This is a genomic window from Epibacterium ulvae, from assembly GCF_900102795.1.
Classification (GTDB): Bacteria; Pseudomonadota; Alphaproteobacteria; order Rhodobacterales; family Rhodobacteraceae; genus Epibacterium; species Epibacterium ulvae.
Genome location: NZ_FMWG01000017.1, coordinates 34,922 through 50,411, shown reverse-complemented (window position 1 = coordinate 50,411; position 15,490 = coordinate 34,922). Strand labels below are relative to the sequence as shown.

Genomic DNA, 15,490 nt, shown 5'->3' with positions numbered 1-15,490 from the left:
GTTACGCACCGCATCAATTGAGATGCGACGGCGGATCGTATGTCGTATTTCCCAATCAATATAATTCTGACAAGGCGTTTGCCTTCGACACTGAGATTAGTTTGGTCACCGATTTCTTGGAGTATTTCTAGGCCGTTTTCGACTTTGGAACGGGAATCCCGAAGCGATACACTTAATTTACCAGCTATATGTTCTCGCTCATCCTGTTCTATATTTGGTTGAACCAATGTTTTAAGATCGAGTATCGTCTCATCAGAAAAGTGCAATACGTGAAGAATTTTACGTATATCCATTGCTGACTGTGTGTTCGCCCTTGCGTCTAGTTTCTCTATCAAATTCTCAAAATAGCCCAAAACACCGAGCAAATCACCTATTGACATCACTTTCTGCACCCTTCTTGGAACTGCTTTGAGTCAGAGTGACACAGCTACATTGGAAGGTTCAATGTCAACTCAGCGCAGAAAACGGGATTTTCAAAGTTTGGCACTTTTCCGGTCTGCGGACCTTCGTCCCATGCGCGGCGAAATCTGACTCTGAGCCCAGAATTACAAATGCTGCAAGGTGAGCGAACGGCAGCTTTCCTCTTGAATTGCGGTGTAGACGGTATTCCGGTTTCAATTCTCCAACAGTTCCATAAGAATTCTTGCCGTTTCATTGGGTTTTCCAATTTCTTCTGTCCGCCCTGAAACGGAAATTGCGCCGAGCAGGGTTTCACCATCGCGCCAAGCAACAGCAACACATCTCAGGCCCGTGAGCAGTTCTTCGTCATCAACAGAAAATCCTTGGCGGCGTATTGTATCCAGTGCGCTAACCAAGGCATCAAAATCGACAATCGTTCTTTCTGTGTGCTTTGGCAGCTTTAAGTTTTCAGGTATCCGGGTTTCGGCCATCAGAGCTTTCCCAACCGCAGTACAATGCAAAGGACCACGCCAACCGACGCGGCTGGCCATTGTTCTGGCCCCTGGACCGTCTTTCTTGGCAACGAAAGCAGCCGCATCGTCGTCGAGAACAGCAAAATGTGCCGTCAAACCGGTGGCTGAAACAATGCGTTCAAGGATGGGGTGAGCCCGCATCAGCAGCCGATCCGTGGATCGCGCTGTCACCGCCAGCTCATACAGTCGTAGGGTTAAATGGTGTTTTTTTTGCTCTGAACCCGTGATGTCCCGTTGCGCCAACGTATTCAGCAAGCGGTAGATGGTCGGTCTCGGCAGGCTGGTTTCCTGTGCAATTTCTGAAACGGTAGCACTGCCTCTTTCAGCCAACACTTCAATGAGTTTGATCGCATGATCGACGCTCGAAATCGTCGTGCCTTGGGCAATTTTGGGCTTGTCCACTTCGCCTCCTCGTAAGTATGCTCTAAATTGATACAGATTCGTCCATTACTAATACAATAGGGTTAAGCAAATGACAACTACCCGCGTGGCTATCGCACAGACGGCACCCGTACTTTTCGATGTAAACCGCTCCCTTGAGAGGGTCGCCGAATGGTCAAAACGCGCCAGCCAACAAGACGCAAAGCTGGTGTTGTTTCCAGAGGCAATGATTGCAGCATACCCCAAGGGTTCTCTTTTCGGTTCATATGTTGGTGGTCGAACTCAAGAGGGCCGTGAACTGTACCGAAGGTATTATGAAAGTGCCTGTGAGATGCCTGGTCCTGTCACCGACCAGCTCTCAAAAATCGCAAGAGAAAACAGCATCGCAATCGTGATCGGCATCATAGAGAGGGACGGTGGCACTTTGTACTGCACTGTTGCTCATTTCGATGAAACGGGCCGTTACCTTGGTCGCCGTCGCAAGTTAATGCCGACCGGAGCGGAAAGGTTAACCTGGGGGTTTGGTGACCTATCAGATTTGCGAGCATACGATACCGATGCCGGTCGTGTTGCTTCGGTCATCTGCTGGGAAAACTATATGCCATTGCTCAGGGCGGCGACATATGGCCTGAACCCTCAGATTTACTGTGCACCAACGCTGGATGAGCGTGAATGTTGGATCGCCTCCATGCGTCATATTGCAATCGAAGGGCGCTGTTTCGTTCTATCTGCGTGCCAAGCGCTCATGCATCGAGACATTCCCGAAGGTGTCGCCGATCATTTTGTTGACGCTGCCTCAGACGATTGGATTTGTCGCGGTCGAAGCTGCATCATTGACCCTTTTGGCAACTTCCTGGCGGAGCCGCTACTGGATGCAGAAGGTCTCCTTACGGCAGATCTTGATATGGATCAGATTACACGCGGAAAGTTCGATTTTGACGTAACCGGGCACTATGCGCGACCGGACTTGTTTCAACTACACCTTGATACGCGTGCTCAAAAATCCGTTGTCTATGGAGCCCCATCATGATCAATCGAGCCGCAATCCGCGATGCTGCGGACCGTATTTCCAGCAACATTCGCCTTACCCCGGTTCTCCAACTGGAGCCAGGTGCTTTGGGGATCAACTCTACGCTCTGTCTGAAGTTGGAAAACCACCAGATTTCGGGGTCTTTCAAAATCAGAGGTGCTGCAAATGCGGCTTTGTCTGCAAGGAAGCGCAACAACGGTGGTCTGGTCGCAGCCTCAGGCGGAAACCATGGAATTGCTGTTGCTACAATAGCAAACCGCCTAGGGGTGCCTGCCCAGATATTTGTGCCGACGATCGCTTCCCCTGCTAAGGTGTCCCGGCTTCAGGCTCTGGGGGCCAAAGTTACTGTCGAAGGTGACACCTATGTGGAAGCAAGGGCGGCTGCGTTCGAATTCTCAAAAACGGATAACCTTCAGATGATTGAGGCCTTCGAAACTCCTGAAACAATTTTGGGGCAAGGAACAATTGGTCTTGAGTGTGAGGCGCAAGTTCCTGAGTTGGACGCGATTGCGCTTTCGGTTGGCGGCGGCGGATTGGCGGCGGGATTAGCTTCATGGTTCGAGGGCCGTATACCGATCTTTTGTGCTGAACCCGAACTCGCGCCATCTCTGAACTTCGCCTTGTCTGCGGGCAAACCGATTGATGTGGAAACCGGCGGCATTGCCGCTGATGCGTTGGGGTGTCGGCGAGTTGGTGAAGTTGGTTTTGAAATCCTAAAGCAAAGCTACATCGTCTCAGGTCTGGTATCTGAAGATGATATCCGACAGGCACAACGAGACTTGTGGAATGAACTCCGCCTCGTCGTCGAACCGGCTGCGGCTGTGCCGATTGCATATCTTAGGTCTCTTCCCGACGAACGGATCGAAGGGCAGAAAATCGGGGTACTGATCTGCGGTGCGAATGTAGATTTAGGGCAGATCCAGGCCGCATCCGGATCGCCTGCATCGGATCGCGATGTGGATAAAAAATGATCGACCCTCATCTCTACGTGTTGTTCTTGCTCACCGGCTTGAGCATGGCAGAGGTGGTCGCGGAAATTTGGGCCAGCGTTTAAGTTGGATCGCATGACGAAGGACGTGATCCAAGATGAAGAAACGAAAGAACCATTCACCTGAATTTAAGGCCAAGGTTGCGCTTGAAGCGATCCGCGAGGAGATGACGCTTGCTGAACTGTCGAAGAAGTACGGCGTGCATCCGACCCAAATCGGGACTTGGAAACGCGCCGCGATAGGGAACATGGCGACGGCATTTACGCGCCGTGGTGCAGGCCCAGAGCAGGTTAGCGCCGCCGATGTCGACAAGCTGCATTCGAAGATTGGCCAGTTGTTGGTGGAACGGGATTTTTTAGCCGAAGCCTCGCATCAACTGCTCGGGACGCGAGGCAAAAAGTGGTGAGTCGGGATCACAAGTTGAGCCTTCGTAAACAGTGCGAACTGTTGCAGCTGTCGCGGTCGCGGCTTTATTATCAGCCTGTCGGCGAAAGCGTGGAGAACCTGCCGCAAAACCATGACAAGGGGATATTCATCCTCTTGCAGATGTATATCCCATATTGTATATTCAGTATATAATATGGAGATATACAATGGCCCTCTACATACGAGATGATCAAGTCAACGATTTGGCCAATAAGGCTCTCAAAATAACTGGCAGGACGAACAAAACAGCTTTGGTTAAGGAAGCATTGCAAGCGTTTATTGAGGCTCACAGCGCCAAGGAAAGCCTCTCCGATAAGGTTGCAAAGATCCAAGAAAAAGCTGCTCAACACGGCATTGTAGCAGATGGTGTGGACGACAAGGGCTTGATGGATGAAGCGTGGGACGAACCTGATGTTCATTGACGCCAGTGCTGTGGTCGCTGTGATCAAAGGTGAGCCAGAATCCCAAGCGTTATTGAAGGCCATGGGTTTGCGTGAGGGGAAGCTGATCGCATCGCCAATCGTGCGTATGGAGGCAACACTTGCACTTGCGAGAACACGCAAAGAGCAACGTGGCGAAACGCATATGACCACCGAGGACTTTGACGTCGCTGGTCAGCTCGTGGCAGAGTTCTTCCACTCTGCGAAAATTCGGGAAGTCCATATTACGGAAAGCACAGGCAAAGCCGCCTGTGGTGCGTTAGCCAAGTATGGCAAAGTCGCAGGGCACCCAGCAAAGCTGAACCTAGGCGATGCATTGTCATACGCTTGCGCCAAAGCCCACCACCAGCCTTTGCTGTATAAGGGTAACGATTTCAAACACACCGATTTAGCATGATACCTTGGTTTAGATTTAAGAAATGCCCGCGTGGGACGGTATATTTAATGCAATCACGTCAAAATCCTGATCTCTTCAAAGTAGGTTTTACAACACGAAAAACGACAGAACGCCGCGCTGAGCTTAACAGGTTTTCTGGCAAAGACATGAAAATTGTTTCAACTGTATCAATGCCTTGGGCTAGGAAATGTGAAGCGCTCTTGTTGAGACGTTTACGGCGTAATCCATTTCGTAAACGCAGTCACCTTGGCACGGAATGGTTTCACTTGCGCCCAAAAGAAACGATTGAAGATATTGCTACAAATCTGTTTAGATCGTCCCAGAGGATTATGCTAATATCAAAGCTCAAACTGTCTTGGCCGAAAGGGGTACTTCCTCGTAAGTTCAAGGCATTAGGGACGTTTTCTCGTTCATAACAACAGTCAAAAGAAAGTTGTTTCATCAATATGAATTATAGAATTGAAAAGCTACAAGACGATATACGCAGGTTCAAAAAAGCTAGAGTTGTCTTCGCGACTGGGGCGCTGCTTTCAGTGATACTCATCTTTTTGTGCACGGTCGCAGATTTCTTTGATGTTGGAACAGGACCACATACACTGCAGATCTTCGTTCTAATGGGTGTAATCGTTGGAACTGTCGCCAAAGCGATAACGTACCGGGACGAGCTCAATTCCGCGCACCGTGAATTAGCAAAACTGTGCTAACCGATAAAGCAGCTTTTGGACAGTTGGAGTTCGCAGTGATAAATTCACAATAAAAAAATCTTGACGATTATATGCATTGGGCGTTTTCCAATTTTTACCATAACCCCGATTATAAATCTCAGCACCACTCCTGTCGTTTACCACCGGTATATGACCTGGCTAAACCTTCATCACGCAGAATATCTCCTACATCGGCTCCCCCAACCAAAAGCTTGGCCAGCCCTCTCCCATACTTATCTTTTCCCGGTAAAATATTAATTTCTAGGATTTGGCCAGATGTAACTAAAGTGCGCAATCTCGCAGTTGCCTGCTTGCCCAATTGCAATTCAAAATTACATTTGGGCTTCCAAGTTTCTGGGGTATCGAACCCAACCAAGCGGTATCTTTGCCCCTCAACGTCAATGGTATCACCATCAATCACATAAACGTCTTGGGGCCGCACTGGCGCACTGAAAGACGCTGAACTTATAGCGCAGCTTGCAGCAAGGCAGGCCCAAAAGGAAAAAGACTTCAACATGTGCTTGGCCAATCCGCAGGCCGATACCCCGCCAGATATGCAACGATCAGTCGGCAACATGCTGCACTGGCTGGCTTTACTCCACGCTCAATCTCTGAAATGCGAAACTTACTTGCATAGCCAGTGTATAAAGCCATTTGCTCTTGAGATAGACCAAGCTTTTTGCGCGCCGCTTTGATTTCATCAGGACTTAAATCAAACCCGCTCAAAAGGGCCACCAACCATGATGTGCCCGCTCGATGACGACAAGGCCAATACCCACAATGGAAAGGGCAATCGACACATAGTAGAGCTTGCGTGAAGTAGACATTTAACACCTCCAATGCTATATTGCCAAGGCACCTACCCCGGTTGCAGCCGAGGTAGGGCCTTCAGCTTACCAGTGATGGATCATGTTTATTGTAAACAAGATCCCAAACAGGAGCTGAAGAAGGATTGCGATGATTTGAAGTTTCATCCTTTCCTCCTTGGTTAAGTGGCGGTGGCGGAATATCCGCCCCGTCCACAAATTTAAAATAGCTCATAGAGCTACAATTCGCAAGGATAAAGTAGCTTTAAAAGCTACTTTATCATGATTATATGTTGTGACTAGCTGGCCAGCGGTAAAATTTCATTCAGATCATCAGCAAGCGCTGGGTCCTGAGCAGCCATAGCCAAGTCATATCCGCGTTGTAGGTTGAGCCAGAACTCTGGTGTAGTCCCGAACAGTTTTGACAAGCGCATCGCGGTATCTGGCGACATTCCTCGCTCTGCCCGAACAAGTCTTTCAATCCGATTACGTGACACTTTAAGATTCTGTGCGAGCTTTCCAGCGCTCATATCGTATTCATCCAGAAAATCCTCTTTCAAGACCTCTCCGGGGTGAACCGGATTTCTAAGAATAACCATGTCGTTCTCCATCAATGATAGTCTACGATTTCTGCATCATAAGCGTCGTTGCCGTCCCAACGAAAACAAAGCCGCCATTGCTGGTTGATCCGAATAGAATATTGCCCTTTTCGATCACCAACCAAAATTTCGAGCTGGTTTGATGGCGGTATCCGCAGATCATTCAAGGACTGTGCAGCGTCTAGCTGAGCAATCTTTCGTTCTGCCCGTCTCACCAGATCAGGGGGAAACCCTTTACCTGCTTTACCTTCGATCAGCTTCTTGATCGTCTTGCCATATATGCTCTTAATCATAGGAGTAATGTACCCAATATGAGTACAAATAGCAAGAAAAAAGTATCCACATTGAGTACAAAACTTACCATTTTTCACTGTCGTTCAAAAACCGGTCGTAGCGTTGTACGGTTTGCCTAACTTCCTCCATAACAGACGCTTTTTCTTCCTCAATGCACAAGAGATAAGCCTGAGCTTCTGAGAAATATCGCTCAAAGTCTTGTTTAAACTCTTCACGATATTCGCGGGCTAAGTCAGGGCTTGTAAGCGCTGGCGCGAATGGAGGATCACAAAACGCGAGAACTGGTTTAGCCAGGAACATCAGCATGCATTTGTTTCGACGGTCCCCGTCGAAGAAGCAGACAAAGAAACCAGAAAGAAGATCTTCAAAGAGTTTTCCAGAATTGCCTTGGTTGGCAGCAGGGAACGCAAGCAACACGGCTACAACAGCGACCTAGGTGGCGAGTTCGCACGCGCACTTGAACATGCCTACCAAGCTGGGCGCAAAGCCTCTGATGAAAGCAGATGATCAATTCCAGAAAGGGTGGCCGACATGGAGCTGAAGTTCATCCGCAGCAGGCAGCGAGCAGGAATCGAAGCCGCTAAGGGCAAAGGCGTCTACAAGGGGCGGCGAAAATCCGTTGATGATGAGGGGAAATCCGAAGATTGGCGCGCGAGGGCACTCCCAAAGCCCAGATCGCCCGAAATCTAGGGGTTTCAAGGATGACGGTCTACAGGGCGCTCGCTGATGCCGAAACCTGAAGCCGCCGTTCGTTCAGGGCGCGGCGGATTCAACGAGTGAGCCCAAAGCGACTACGGCCAGGGAGAACAACTTCGCAAGTGCAGCAGGGCACGCATTGTCTCGACCGGCCCACAGACGACATTGGATTGACCCACGTCGAAGGTCCGGTCCGCGCTCACTTCTATTAGCACGGCAAGCGACAGCGCACGGTAGCTCCCGTTCGATGACGAAGATCGCGTTACGAGCCGCGCTGTACACATGTCACCATGGGCTGAGTTCGGTTAATTCAGGTCGCCCCATCTCGAAAGGCCACTATTTTTGCGTAATCAAGATTGAGCAGAGGAAGTTCGATTTTCTCGCCGAACAGAGTAAAGCTCTTCCGCTCCCAACCGCGAACCGCAGCGGCACGTAGGCTCGCCAATTCGGCCTCAACAGCCTCACCGATGCTTGCAAATGTGAAATCTGTGACTTTAGAAAGACCGCCTATAGCTGAGCGCAGCAAAACAAGATTTAGAGGCACGCAATCTCCTAAAGCATCCCACGCCCTTTCTGTTCCAAGGCATGTTCGAACTAATACGCCACTACTCCAGACTACGCCCGAAACCTTACGCCCAATGGCGGTCGAACAAATCGTATCCCTCTCTTCGGCGCGAAGTTCAAGAAAACGCCTGATCTGCGTTACTGCTTCAAGCGTTCGGGTCTCGACCTGAGCCACCATTCGAGCTCCCTGCGGCGGCACACCTGCCTTGGCCTGTACCTGAAAGGCCGAGTTAGAAGCTTCGTGATATGCAAGAAGATCCAGTTCCCCTTTTTCCCAGTTCACATTTTTTCGTACTTCGACACCGGGCAGCGATTCAAGGAATTGGGCAGCATCTTCGAGAAGAGCAGGCTCAAGATGACTGGAGACGACGTTATTGAGCTTCGTCTTGTCAGTTCGAGCAATTGTGTAGAGAAGATTCCTCTCGGGCATTGTTCTTTTTACAGCATGCGGAGAAAATAGAAGCGCATCACTTAATCTGAGGAAAGGTGGAAAGAACCCCTCACCCGCGCCTGTTCCTTCAAGTTTGTCCAGGTCGATGGTAAACACGTCTGCAATGCGTTCCGCAGTGTCGGGCTTGACCCCGGACAGACCGGTCGCCATCCCAATGATGTGATTTCGATTAAGAAGGGGCGACGCCCATTCGCGGACCTCTTTTTGAAGTTTAAGCCGTCGTGGGCGCGTGAACGCGCGTGCCGAAAGCAACTCTGCAGCATCTGCCATACCCAAGCAAAAATCGGCGTAGGCCATCAGCGCAGCGCGAAAACGGATGAAATCTTCCCTAGAGAATTCAAACGCCTCTTCGAAGGCATCGTCGCTCAGAAGTGGAAGCTCAAAAACGTTTCCTATATAGTGATCAAAGGCCCCCTTCAGGACTTCACTCAGTGCATCCCCGGGAAGGTTTGGCCACGCTTTCACCATACGTTTGCAGTTCTCAATAGGATATGGAGGCGGTGCAAGGTCATGCGGTAAGACCATCTCGGACATCAGAATGTCGTTTTCTTCATGCCGCATGAAATCTTTGCTTGGGTGGCTCAGTTTGAACGCTGATGGCAGGCGATCTACAGAGAAAAATCCACGCCGCGCCAGCGGCATGACTTCGCAGAAGTGAGCATACCCAAGCAACTGCTTGATGTCTTGTCCGAATTTTTCATCGACAACGCTTAGAGCGTCATCAATGTCTGCGCCGGTGACGCGCGGGCACTTTGGAAAAAGCCGAAAGACATAAGACATCCGAGTGATCATCGCTGTTCCGACTTCGTCATCGCGTTGACCATTCCGCTTGAAGCGCGTTCCCACGTACTGCCCGTCAGCCGATAAGTATATCAGGGAGAGTATGCTGCGTACCGGCTGGCCCCACAGAGCAAGTTTGGTGATCTCTGCATCTGCATAAGCTTCAAAATCTTCAAGTTCTTTAAGAGCTCCCGCCAATTGCCACCTCCGAGAGAATTATTCAGTTCAATCTTCGTAATCTGTGGACAAGAAAATCGCCAGATCCGAGTGGGCTTTGCTGAGGTCTGGCTGCACGGCCTATACTGAGTTCCAAGCCTCCACCGAAGCGGACGCACGAAAATAGCAGGAAGGGTTCACCTTAACGGACACATGAACCTATCGCAGCGAACGACCGCTCTCCGCCCGTCCTCCAGGACCCCGCGCAGCCGCAGCGGAAACCAAGCAGGTGCAGCAAGGTCCGCAGTGTGTCAGTAAGTACGTTGTGCAGTCAACGGCCACAACACTATTTATTCCCCTTGTGTTCCTCATAACCCCTATCTGTGCACGTTCGGGGCGGTTGGGCCAAGAAGGGTGCAGCTTCGGGGCGGCTTGAGCATCTAGGGAAAGTCACAATTTAGCGTAAGCGGGTACACATGATCTCCGGCTTGAATGTCAAAGATATCAGCTTCACCTCCATTAATCTCAAGAACTGACAGGGTGTTAGCCCCGCCTGAAATCGGCCAATAGGTTCCCGGTTGAACGTTTCGCTTGATCGCTGAAATTGTGCCCTCTGGATCAATAAAAATAATATCCAGAGCAATCTTGGCGCCCTTCATCCAAAACCATGCCCGGTGAGGGCTTTTGTACAGAAAAAGCATACCGTTGCCGGGTTCTAAACTATCACGACCTGACAGACCTTGAGCCCGTTCTATGGCGTTGTCGGCAATCTCAACTTCCACGATTACAGCGCCTTTGCTGGTTTCAATAACCACTTGCTCTGACGGGCAAGCGGTCAAGTTTGTTGCTGAACTGACTATAGCCAGCACAGTGACCAGAATGTACCTATCCATTCGCAGCGCGCCAAACTGCAGGAAGTACGCTTGACCCGTTCCATGCACCACGCCGCGCCAATTGGGCCGACATGTACTCCATGAGATAACGCATCTTGAACAGGTCCCCCGCGTGTTCGGTCGGAACAGCCCAGCCGGAATAAATCGCGAAGGCACCAATGTCTGTCTGCATCGTCGGCCAGGCCGCATCGACGAAGCATCGTGCTACGATCCTATCATAGCTCCGTACGCCTTGATCGAAGCAAACAACTTCCTGATTGCCGATAAATTCCTTAACAAAAGCACGTGCAAAGTATCCGCAATTCAGCTCACCGTCTTGATCTGGAAACTGAATGGGCTGACCAATTTCGCAGGCATCCACGCCCACCAACCGGAACCGTTCAGTTCCATTGCCCAGGGTATCACCGTCAATGATGTTGGGCACAAAGGGGCCATATGCCTTGCCGCCTGCAAGGCGTTCAAGGTTTGGCGTTACAAACAGCAAACCGGCCATGAGCGCCAGACATGCACCACCGGCCTTAAATGTTAAGCCCCACTTGATCATTTCAGCCACCCCGCATTGTAATCCAAGAACAGCGTTCCGCTGTCGCTCAGCTCGAGTTGCGAGACAGGCTCTTGCTCAACAGGTTGCCTAGACTCGACGGGGTGTTTACCCAGAACACGATTGTAATCCTGTGCGGCGGCGGTCGCCTCCGGCCGAATCCTGGCTGCGGAATTGTTCAGGCAGTTCAAGTAGTCCTCCACCTCAGAAAAATAGATGCGGAACTCTTCCCGCATTTCCTGCGCGTCGTATCCAGCATCTGCCAGAAACTCAGCATCCGGGCGATAAGGCTCTATGCAGCTTTCATGAGCTGACGCTTCGACGGTTGCGATGACCAGAAAAACAAGTGCTAAACGCATTGTGCAATGTGCCTCCTTTAAAAACCCCTGCGCCGGGACAGGCCCAGCAAGCTACCAACCACGTTCAGTTTTCCGGCGCGAAACCTTTTGGTCATGCCACGTAACGCACCGCCTGGTTTTAGAACCGGGTTTTTCGGGTGATCTTGGTTCGCATCCAGCAACAATACGCAAATCGCGGCACCAAGATTGGTCATGTGGTGCACTGCTTCCTGCCATGCGTGATAATTGATACCGAGATAGGGCAACATGTCGTGTGCCGCTTCGATCACATCCAATTCGCGTACCATCGAACGATCCCCACGGTGATGCTCGATGCGTGAACGCATGGTTGAGCTGGCAAGCTCATAAAGTTGGTGCGGATTCAATCCTTGGGCAAACTTGGACTTGATCGCCTCGCTATCGACTTCATACTTTTTTTCTAAGCAATGCTCTGGGCCGATAGGCCCGGAGCCACTTAATTTAATGTCCGAGGGCTTGCCCGAGGTCCTTTTGTGGATGTTTGCATTACATATTACAGGATTATTTTCGTTAATGTCCTCTTGTATAAAGGAACGGAAGTTTTCTTCCGCTCGACCGGAAGAATCAGGACACTTTTCGTACAGATCATCGATATGCCGACAAAGCGCACGACAGTCGTCTATATGTGCCTCAAGGTCCTTGAATGCCATACCTCTTAACTTTGAGGTATGGGGCCAGTTCTCAAAAGCTTGTGTCGCGGCCCAGAAATCTGTGCTGTTGGTTAGTTCTGGCGATGCTCCTTCAATCCGCTTTTTCATATGGCGCAGGAAAGTGCTACGGAGCTGCACCAGCTCACGCACACGCTCGCGTTCTGCTCTCAAGCTGTCCCTCAGCTCGATCAGCGCGGGAACCATGTCGATGAGGCGAGAAAAGACTATGCCGCACCGACCATAGAAGGACCGCGATCCGTTCGCCTTCAAACGTAAGTCTATAAGCATATGGTCCTTGGCAAGAGCGCGTTCGTCGTTTCGCAATGCGCGATCTGTCTTGCCCAATGCTAGAGCTGTCTCAGTCTGCGGCGCAAAATAGACCGGCTCTGAACTGCTAGAAGTCCAATCTTTCGGCTTCGTCCGTCCCATCATGTAAAGAAGGGCGGTCAAGCGTTTTGACCCAAGTTTCAAGGCCGGGGCTATTTCGATCAATAGCGCCTCCACCTGGCTACGCTCCCAACCTTGCGGCAGGGCGGGGTAATACTGCTCGTTCATTCTGTTCTCACTTGTCATCAAGCGAGACGGACACCCAGACATAATTTTTCTGTTCGCACGAATGCGTTTTTTGCTTGCCTGCACTGTAAGGAGGATGATAAAACCTAAGCTAAGCAATGTTTTTAGCCGTTAAGAGTTGGCGCTCTTTTGGTTCTATTTGATCCCCCTCGTAAGGTCCGCCTTGCGGGGGTTTTCTTTTTTAGTCGAGTTTGACTGTTCCTGTTTGATTCCGGGATGAATTATGAAAGATACTAACAGAACGTTATGGACCAACGCAATCTCTCGTGATAGATTGTGAGTGGCCCACAACATTTGCGTTAGTTAATATCTGACCCATTCATAGCCAAGATTACCTTTATAGTCGCGCCACTCGACGCCAACCCCTCGAACACGTCCTGTCCTTGGGCATGAATGCACGCGTGCAATATAGCTCGGCACGCTTCTCGCACCGAAGCGACGCCAAGAATAATCACCTTGAACACCATAGAGGCCAATGCGGCTTCTATCAGAGGTATCACAATCACCATCACCGTTGAGACGGGTTCGATAGTCGATTTGATACACCTTAATGGACCGAACATAGTCAAATTCGGCACCGCTTATATCAATATCAGCGCCCCGCCCCTCATCTTGCATGATCTTTTGAAGGAAACTATCAGGTAAGGGCGCAGCAGTCCCGCCGCTTCTGTGAAAAACGGCGGGCTGCGCATCGAGCAAGGTATCTGGAGTGCTAGGCACCGTGGTGGTGGCTACCTTGCTCTGATCGGGTGTATGCGGCGTTTCTCTACCCATCATTACTCTGAGAAGCCGCATACGTCCCGTATCTTGTTCTGTTGGTTCAAAGGACGCTCCCATAGGGCAGCGCCAGATCTGCAATGGAGGTTCGACTGGATATGGCGTGATACGCCGGATAAATTCAGCACGCGCAGCACTACATTCCTCTGACGATGGCCAACCACCAGCTAAGCAAATTAGGATAGCGCAATCAATCTGGTAAGCTTCTGTTTTTATTGGTGTAAATGTCGATATTGGCAAACTCAAAGCAGTACTTACGGCCAGTGTTTTCAAGCACTTAAAAAAATTCATATTACACCTCATACAATCATATGGAGAATTGCTTCCTTGACGATCCCTTAACAAAAAGTTAACGGGAGAAACCTTTCAAAATACCACTTAACATAGTACGCATTTATCAGAAAAGATACAAAGTAAAATACTAACCCTACAAAAATTAGCCACTATTTTAAAATGTGAACTTTTTCAAAAAGAGCTTTTATCTTGGAAAGTTTTCTGTTTTGAATGTAGCCACCACCTGTCAACAACGAACGACAGGTAAGGCAATGTGGAACCAACGTGTGATTATAAGTAATGCTGTACCACTATTCCTCGAAAAAGGCGGATGTCTCGAGTATCGCCCAGTCGCAGTCGAAAAAGGTTGGCATTGGGAGCTATGGGGCATTTACCCCGATAGAGATGAGCAACCCATTCTTTCGGTCAAAACAGGACAACAGCGCATTTTCAAATCCGCAGACGCCCTGCTCGCGTATCATGTACGCCTTTTCGAAGAAGAAACAGGACTCTACATTTCAACCTCTGAACCAATTAGGACACGAAGTTTACAACCCAAAGATTAGGTTTGACGAGCTTATCGAATATAAAACAGATTTCGATACAAATGTACCTACATCTTCCCGAGTGGTTATGGGGGTGGCCGCAACAAGCGACTGTTCACTATTTAGCTTAGGTTGTTCAAACATCACCGAGAATTCGGTGAGGGAAGCGAAATCATGGTCCACGAAGATAACAGGATTTCCACCGTTAAACAGGGCAGGGAAAGGCGCATTAAGGCACCTACTGGATCACTGGCGAACCCCGAAGTGGATTAAGCTACTAGCAGCTAGTAGCTGTGTTGTTGTTTCTTCTCACTCAACCGCTTTCGCTGAAAAAATAACTCCCGAGGCATTTTTCGTACTAGCTGAAAACTGCGCTCCCTCGGTTGCTCCTGAAATCATGGCGAAAATCGTAAGAGCTGAAAGTGGCTTTAAACGGTTCGCCATAGGCGTAAACGGAGCGAACCGTAAGAGCTACAGCCCCAAAAACCGTGAAGAAGCGACACAGGTCGCGCGCAAGTTGATCGCTCAAGGTCATTCAATCGACATGGGCTTAGGGCAAATCAATAACGCCAATCTGGAATGGCTGAACCTGACAGTTGAAACCGTCTTTGATTCATGCACGAACCTGACAGCTGCAGAAGCGGTTTTGAGGGATGGATATGACCGCGCACGTAAGCAAGGTTCAGATCCCCAGACCGCGCTGCACCAAGCTCTATCAGCCTATAATACTGGAACATTCACGCGCGGATTTACAAACGGCTACGTTGAACGCGTGATGGGCGGAGATATTGAAACGCTCGTCACCACCCAACCAAAACCTGCATCGTCTTCTACTCCTGAGGACACAATCCCGACATGGGACGTGTTCGCAACAGGCTCAAACTCGTCCGCTCTCGTGTTCAATTGAAAGGAACAACCTCATGAAATCTATCGTAGCAGTTACTAACATGATGAGGGCACCATTAACTATTGCACTGGTGTTTCTGTTTGGCTTCTCTGAGCCTGCCGCTGCACAGGGGTTTACCGACTTCCTGAACAATGTCCTCGCTGAGTTCAACAACGCGCGCCGCCCCTTGGCCTTGATTGCGATCATGATTGTGGGCGCGCTTTACATGTTCAACGTCATCGACATGCGCCGTACCGGTCAGGTGATCGTGGGGATTATCGTAATCTTCGCCGCAGTCGAAATTCTCGACCTGATTACAGCGTAAGCGCG

General features: G+C 50.0%; 22 protein-coding genes. 9 read left to right on the top strand and 13 right to left on the bottom strand.

The genetic code is table 11. The features are described from left to right. Together BLP79_RS19870 and BLP79_RS18220 are read right to left on the bottom strand one after the other, a co-directional pair. The coding region (locus tag BLP79_RS19870; protein ID WP_211477637.1) for a hypothetical protein at window positions 1-380 on the bottom strand (380 nt) is incomplete at its 3' end. A gap of 234 nt (window positions 381-614) precedes the next feature. Continuing rightward, a complete protein-coding gene (locus BLP79_RS18220) occupies window positions 615-1,334 on the bottom strand; it encodes an IclR family transcriptional regulator (RefSeq protein WP_090221123.1) in 720 nt (239 codons plus the stop codon). 70 nt (window positions 1,335-1,404) lie between these two features. Here BLP79_RS18220 and BLP79_RS18215 point away from each other — a divergent pair, with 70 nt between their 5' ends. The 6 genes from BLP79_RS18215 to BLP79_RS20325 all read left to right on the top strand — a co-directional run bounded on the left by BLP79_RS18215 (window position 1,405) and on the right by BLP79_RS20325 (window position 5,011). After that, window positions 1,405-2,343, top strand: a complete 939-nt coding sequence (locus tag BLP79_RS18215; protein WP_090221122.1) for a carbon-nitrogen hydrolase family protein — start codon at window positions 1,405-1,407, stop codon at window positions 2,341-2,343. Beyond that, window positions 2,340-3,314, top strand: a complete 975-nt coding sequence (locus BLP79_RS18210; protein ID WP_090221121.1) for a serine/threonine dehydratase — start codon at window positions 2,340-2,342, stop codon at window positions 3,312-3,314. The genes BLP79_RS18215 and BLP79_RS18210 overlap by 4 nt, the downstream gene beginning before the upstream one ends. 115 nt (window positions 3,315-3,429) lie before the next feature. Next, window positions 3,430-3,738, top strand: coding sequence for a transposase (locus tag BLP79_RS20085; RefSeq protein ID WP_090221120.1), 309 nt, complete (start codon window positions 3,430-3,432; stop codon window positions 3,736-3,738). A 187-nt stretch (window positions 3,739-3,925) separates the two neighbouring features. Further along, the gene (locus BLP79_RS18200; protein ID WP_090221119.1) at window positions 3,926-4,180 is read left to right on the top strand and encodes a type II toxin-antitoxin system VapB family antitoxin; all 255 of its coding nucleotides are present in this window, start codon (window positions 3,926-3,928) and stop codon (window positions 4,178-4,180) included. After that, entirely contained in the window at window positions 4,149-4,595 is a 447-nt protein-coding gene (locus BLP79_RS18195; RefSeq protein ID WP_090221118.1) for a type II toxin-antitoxin system VapC family toxin, read from the top strand. Before BLP79_RS18200 ends, BLP79_RS18195 begins: the two co-directional genes overlap by 32 nt. After that, entirely contained in the window at window positions 4,592-5,011 is a 420-nt protein-coding gene (locus BLP79_RS20325; protein ID WP_090221117.1) for a GIY-YIG nuclease family protein, read from the top strand. The genes BLP79_RS18195 and BLP79_RS20325 overlap by 4 nt, the downstream gene beginning before the upstream one ends. 406 nt (window positions 5,012-5,417) lie before the next feature. On the opposite strand, the gene BLP79_RS18180 is transcribed toward BLP79_RS20325, so the two are convergent. The 5 genes from BLP79_RS18180 to BLP79_RS18160 all read right to left on the bottom strand — a co-directional run bounded on the left by BLP79_RS18180 (window position 5,418) and on the right by BLP79_RS18160 (window position 7,415). Continuing rightward, complete coding sequence (locus BLP79_RS18180) at window positions 5,418-5,720, bottom strand: thermonuclease family protein (protein WP_157844017.1); 303 nt, start codon at window positions 5,718-5,720, stop codon at window positions 5,418-5,420. Window positions 5,721-5,809: 89 nt separating this feature from the next. Then, window positions 5,810-6,034, bottom strand: a complete 225-nt coding sequence (locus BLP79_RS20320; protein ID WP_408607967.1) for a helix-turn-helix domain-containing protein — start codon at window positions 6,032-6,034, stop codon at window positions 5,810-5,812. Window positions 6,035-6,404: 370 nt separating this feature from the next. Beyond that, window positions 6,405-6,704, bottom strand: coding sequence for a HigA family addiction module antitoxin (locus BLP79_RS18170; RefSeq protein ID WP_090221127.1), 300 nt, complete (start codon window positions 6,702-6,704; stop codon window positions 6,405-6,407). An 11-nt stretch (window positions 6,705-6,715) separates the two neighbouring features. After that, on the bottom strand, window positions 6,716-6,997 hold the full coding sequence (locus BLP79_RS18165; RefSeq protein ID WP_090221113.1) for a type II toxin-antitoxin system RelE/ParE family toxin: 282 nt from the start codon (window positions 6,995-6,997) through the stop codon (window positions 6,716-6,718). Between the two features lie 64 nt (window positions 6,998-7,061). Then, window positions 7,062-7,415, bottom strand: coding sequence for a hypothetical protein (locus BLP79_RS18160; RefSeq protein ID WP_090221112.1), 354 nt, complete (start codon window positions 7,413-7,415; stop codon window positions 7,062-7,064). 227 nt (window positions 7,416-7,642) lie between these two features. Here BLP79_RS18160 and BLP79_RS20080 point away from each other — a divergent pair, with 227 nt between their 5' ends. Next, window positions 7,643-7,738, top strand: coding sequence for a helix-turn-helix domain-containing protein (locus tag BLP79_RS20080; RefSeq protein WP_232716634.1), 96 nt, complete (start codon window positions 7,643-7,645; stop codon window positions 7,736-7,738). A gap of 266 nt (window positions 7,739-8,004) precedes the next feature. Here the strand turns inward: BLP79_RS20080 and BLP79_RS18150 are convergent, their stop codons facing one another. From BLP79_RS18150 to BLP79_RS18125, 6 genes are all read right to left on the bottom strand, one after another. Next, window positions 8,005-9,687 carry a hypothetical protein gene (locus BLP79_RS18150; RefSeq protein ID WP_090221111.1) on the bottom strand — a complete coding sequence of 561 codons (1,683 nt, stop codon included), beginning with the start codon at window positions 9,685-9,687 and terminating at the stop codon, window positions 8,005-8,007. A 398-nt stretch (window positions 9,688-10,085) separates the two neighbouring features. Then, window positions 10,086-10,538, bottom strand: a complete 453-nt coding sequence (locus BLP79_RS18145) for a DUF192 domain-containing protein (RefSeq protein ID WP_157844014.1) — start codon at window positions 10,536-10,538, stop codon at window positions 10,086-10,088. Then, window positions 10,531-11,082, bottom strand: a complete 552-nt coding sequence (locus tag BLP79_RS19770) for a thermonuclease family protein (protein WP_157844013.1) — start codon at window positions 11,080-11,082, stop codon at window positions 10,531-10,533. Before BLP79_RS19770 ends, BLP79_RS18145 begins: the two co-directional genes overlap by 8 nt. Further along, window positions 11,079-11,438 (bottom strand): hypothetical protein, encoded by a 360-nt coding sequence (locus BLP79_RS18135; RefSeq protein WP_090221108.1) that lies wholly within the window; start codon window positions 11,436-11,438, stop codon window positions 11,079-11,081. Before BLP79_RS18135 ends, BLP79_RS19770 begins: the two co-directional genes overlap by 4 nt. Window positions 11,439-11,455: 17 nt before the next feature. After that, window positions 11,456-12,661: a replication initiation protein RepC gene (gene repC / locus BLP79_RS18130; RefSeq protein WP_157844012.1), complete on the bottom strand. Its 1,206-nt coding sequence runs from the start codon at window positions 12,659-12,661 to the stop codon at window positions 11,456-11,458. A gap of 321 nt (window positions 12,662-12,982) precedes the next feature. Beyond that, window positions 12,983-13,747: a hypothetical protein gene (locus tag BLP79_RS18125; RefSeq protein ID WP_090221106.1), complete on the bottom strand. Its 765-nt coding sequence runs from the start codon at window positions 13,745-13,747 to the stop codon at window positions 12,983-12,985. Between the two features lie 282 nt (window positions 13,748-14,029). Here BLP79_RS18125 and BLP79_RS18120 point away from each other — a divergent pair, with 282 nt between their 5' ends. Both BLP79_RS18120 and BLP79_RS18115 read left to right on the top strand, forming a co-directional pair. After that, window positions 14,030-15,181 carry a lytic transglycosylase domain-containing protein gene (locus BLP79_RS18120; protein ID WP_232716632.1) on the top strand — a complete coding sequence of 384 codons (1,152 nt, stop codon included), beginning with the start codon at window positions 14,030-14,032 and terminating at the stop codon, window positions 15,179-15,181. A 13-nt stretch (window positions 15,182-15,194) separates the two neighbouring features. Further along, window positions 15,195-15,485, top strand: coding sequence for a TrbC/VirB2 family protein (locus tag BLP79_RS18115; RefSeq protein WP_090221105.1), 291 nt, complete (start codon window positions 15,195-15,197; stop codon window positions 15,483-15,485). Window positions 15,486-15,490 lie beyond the last annotated feature (5 nt).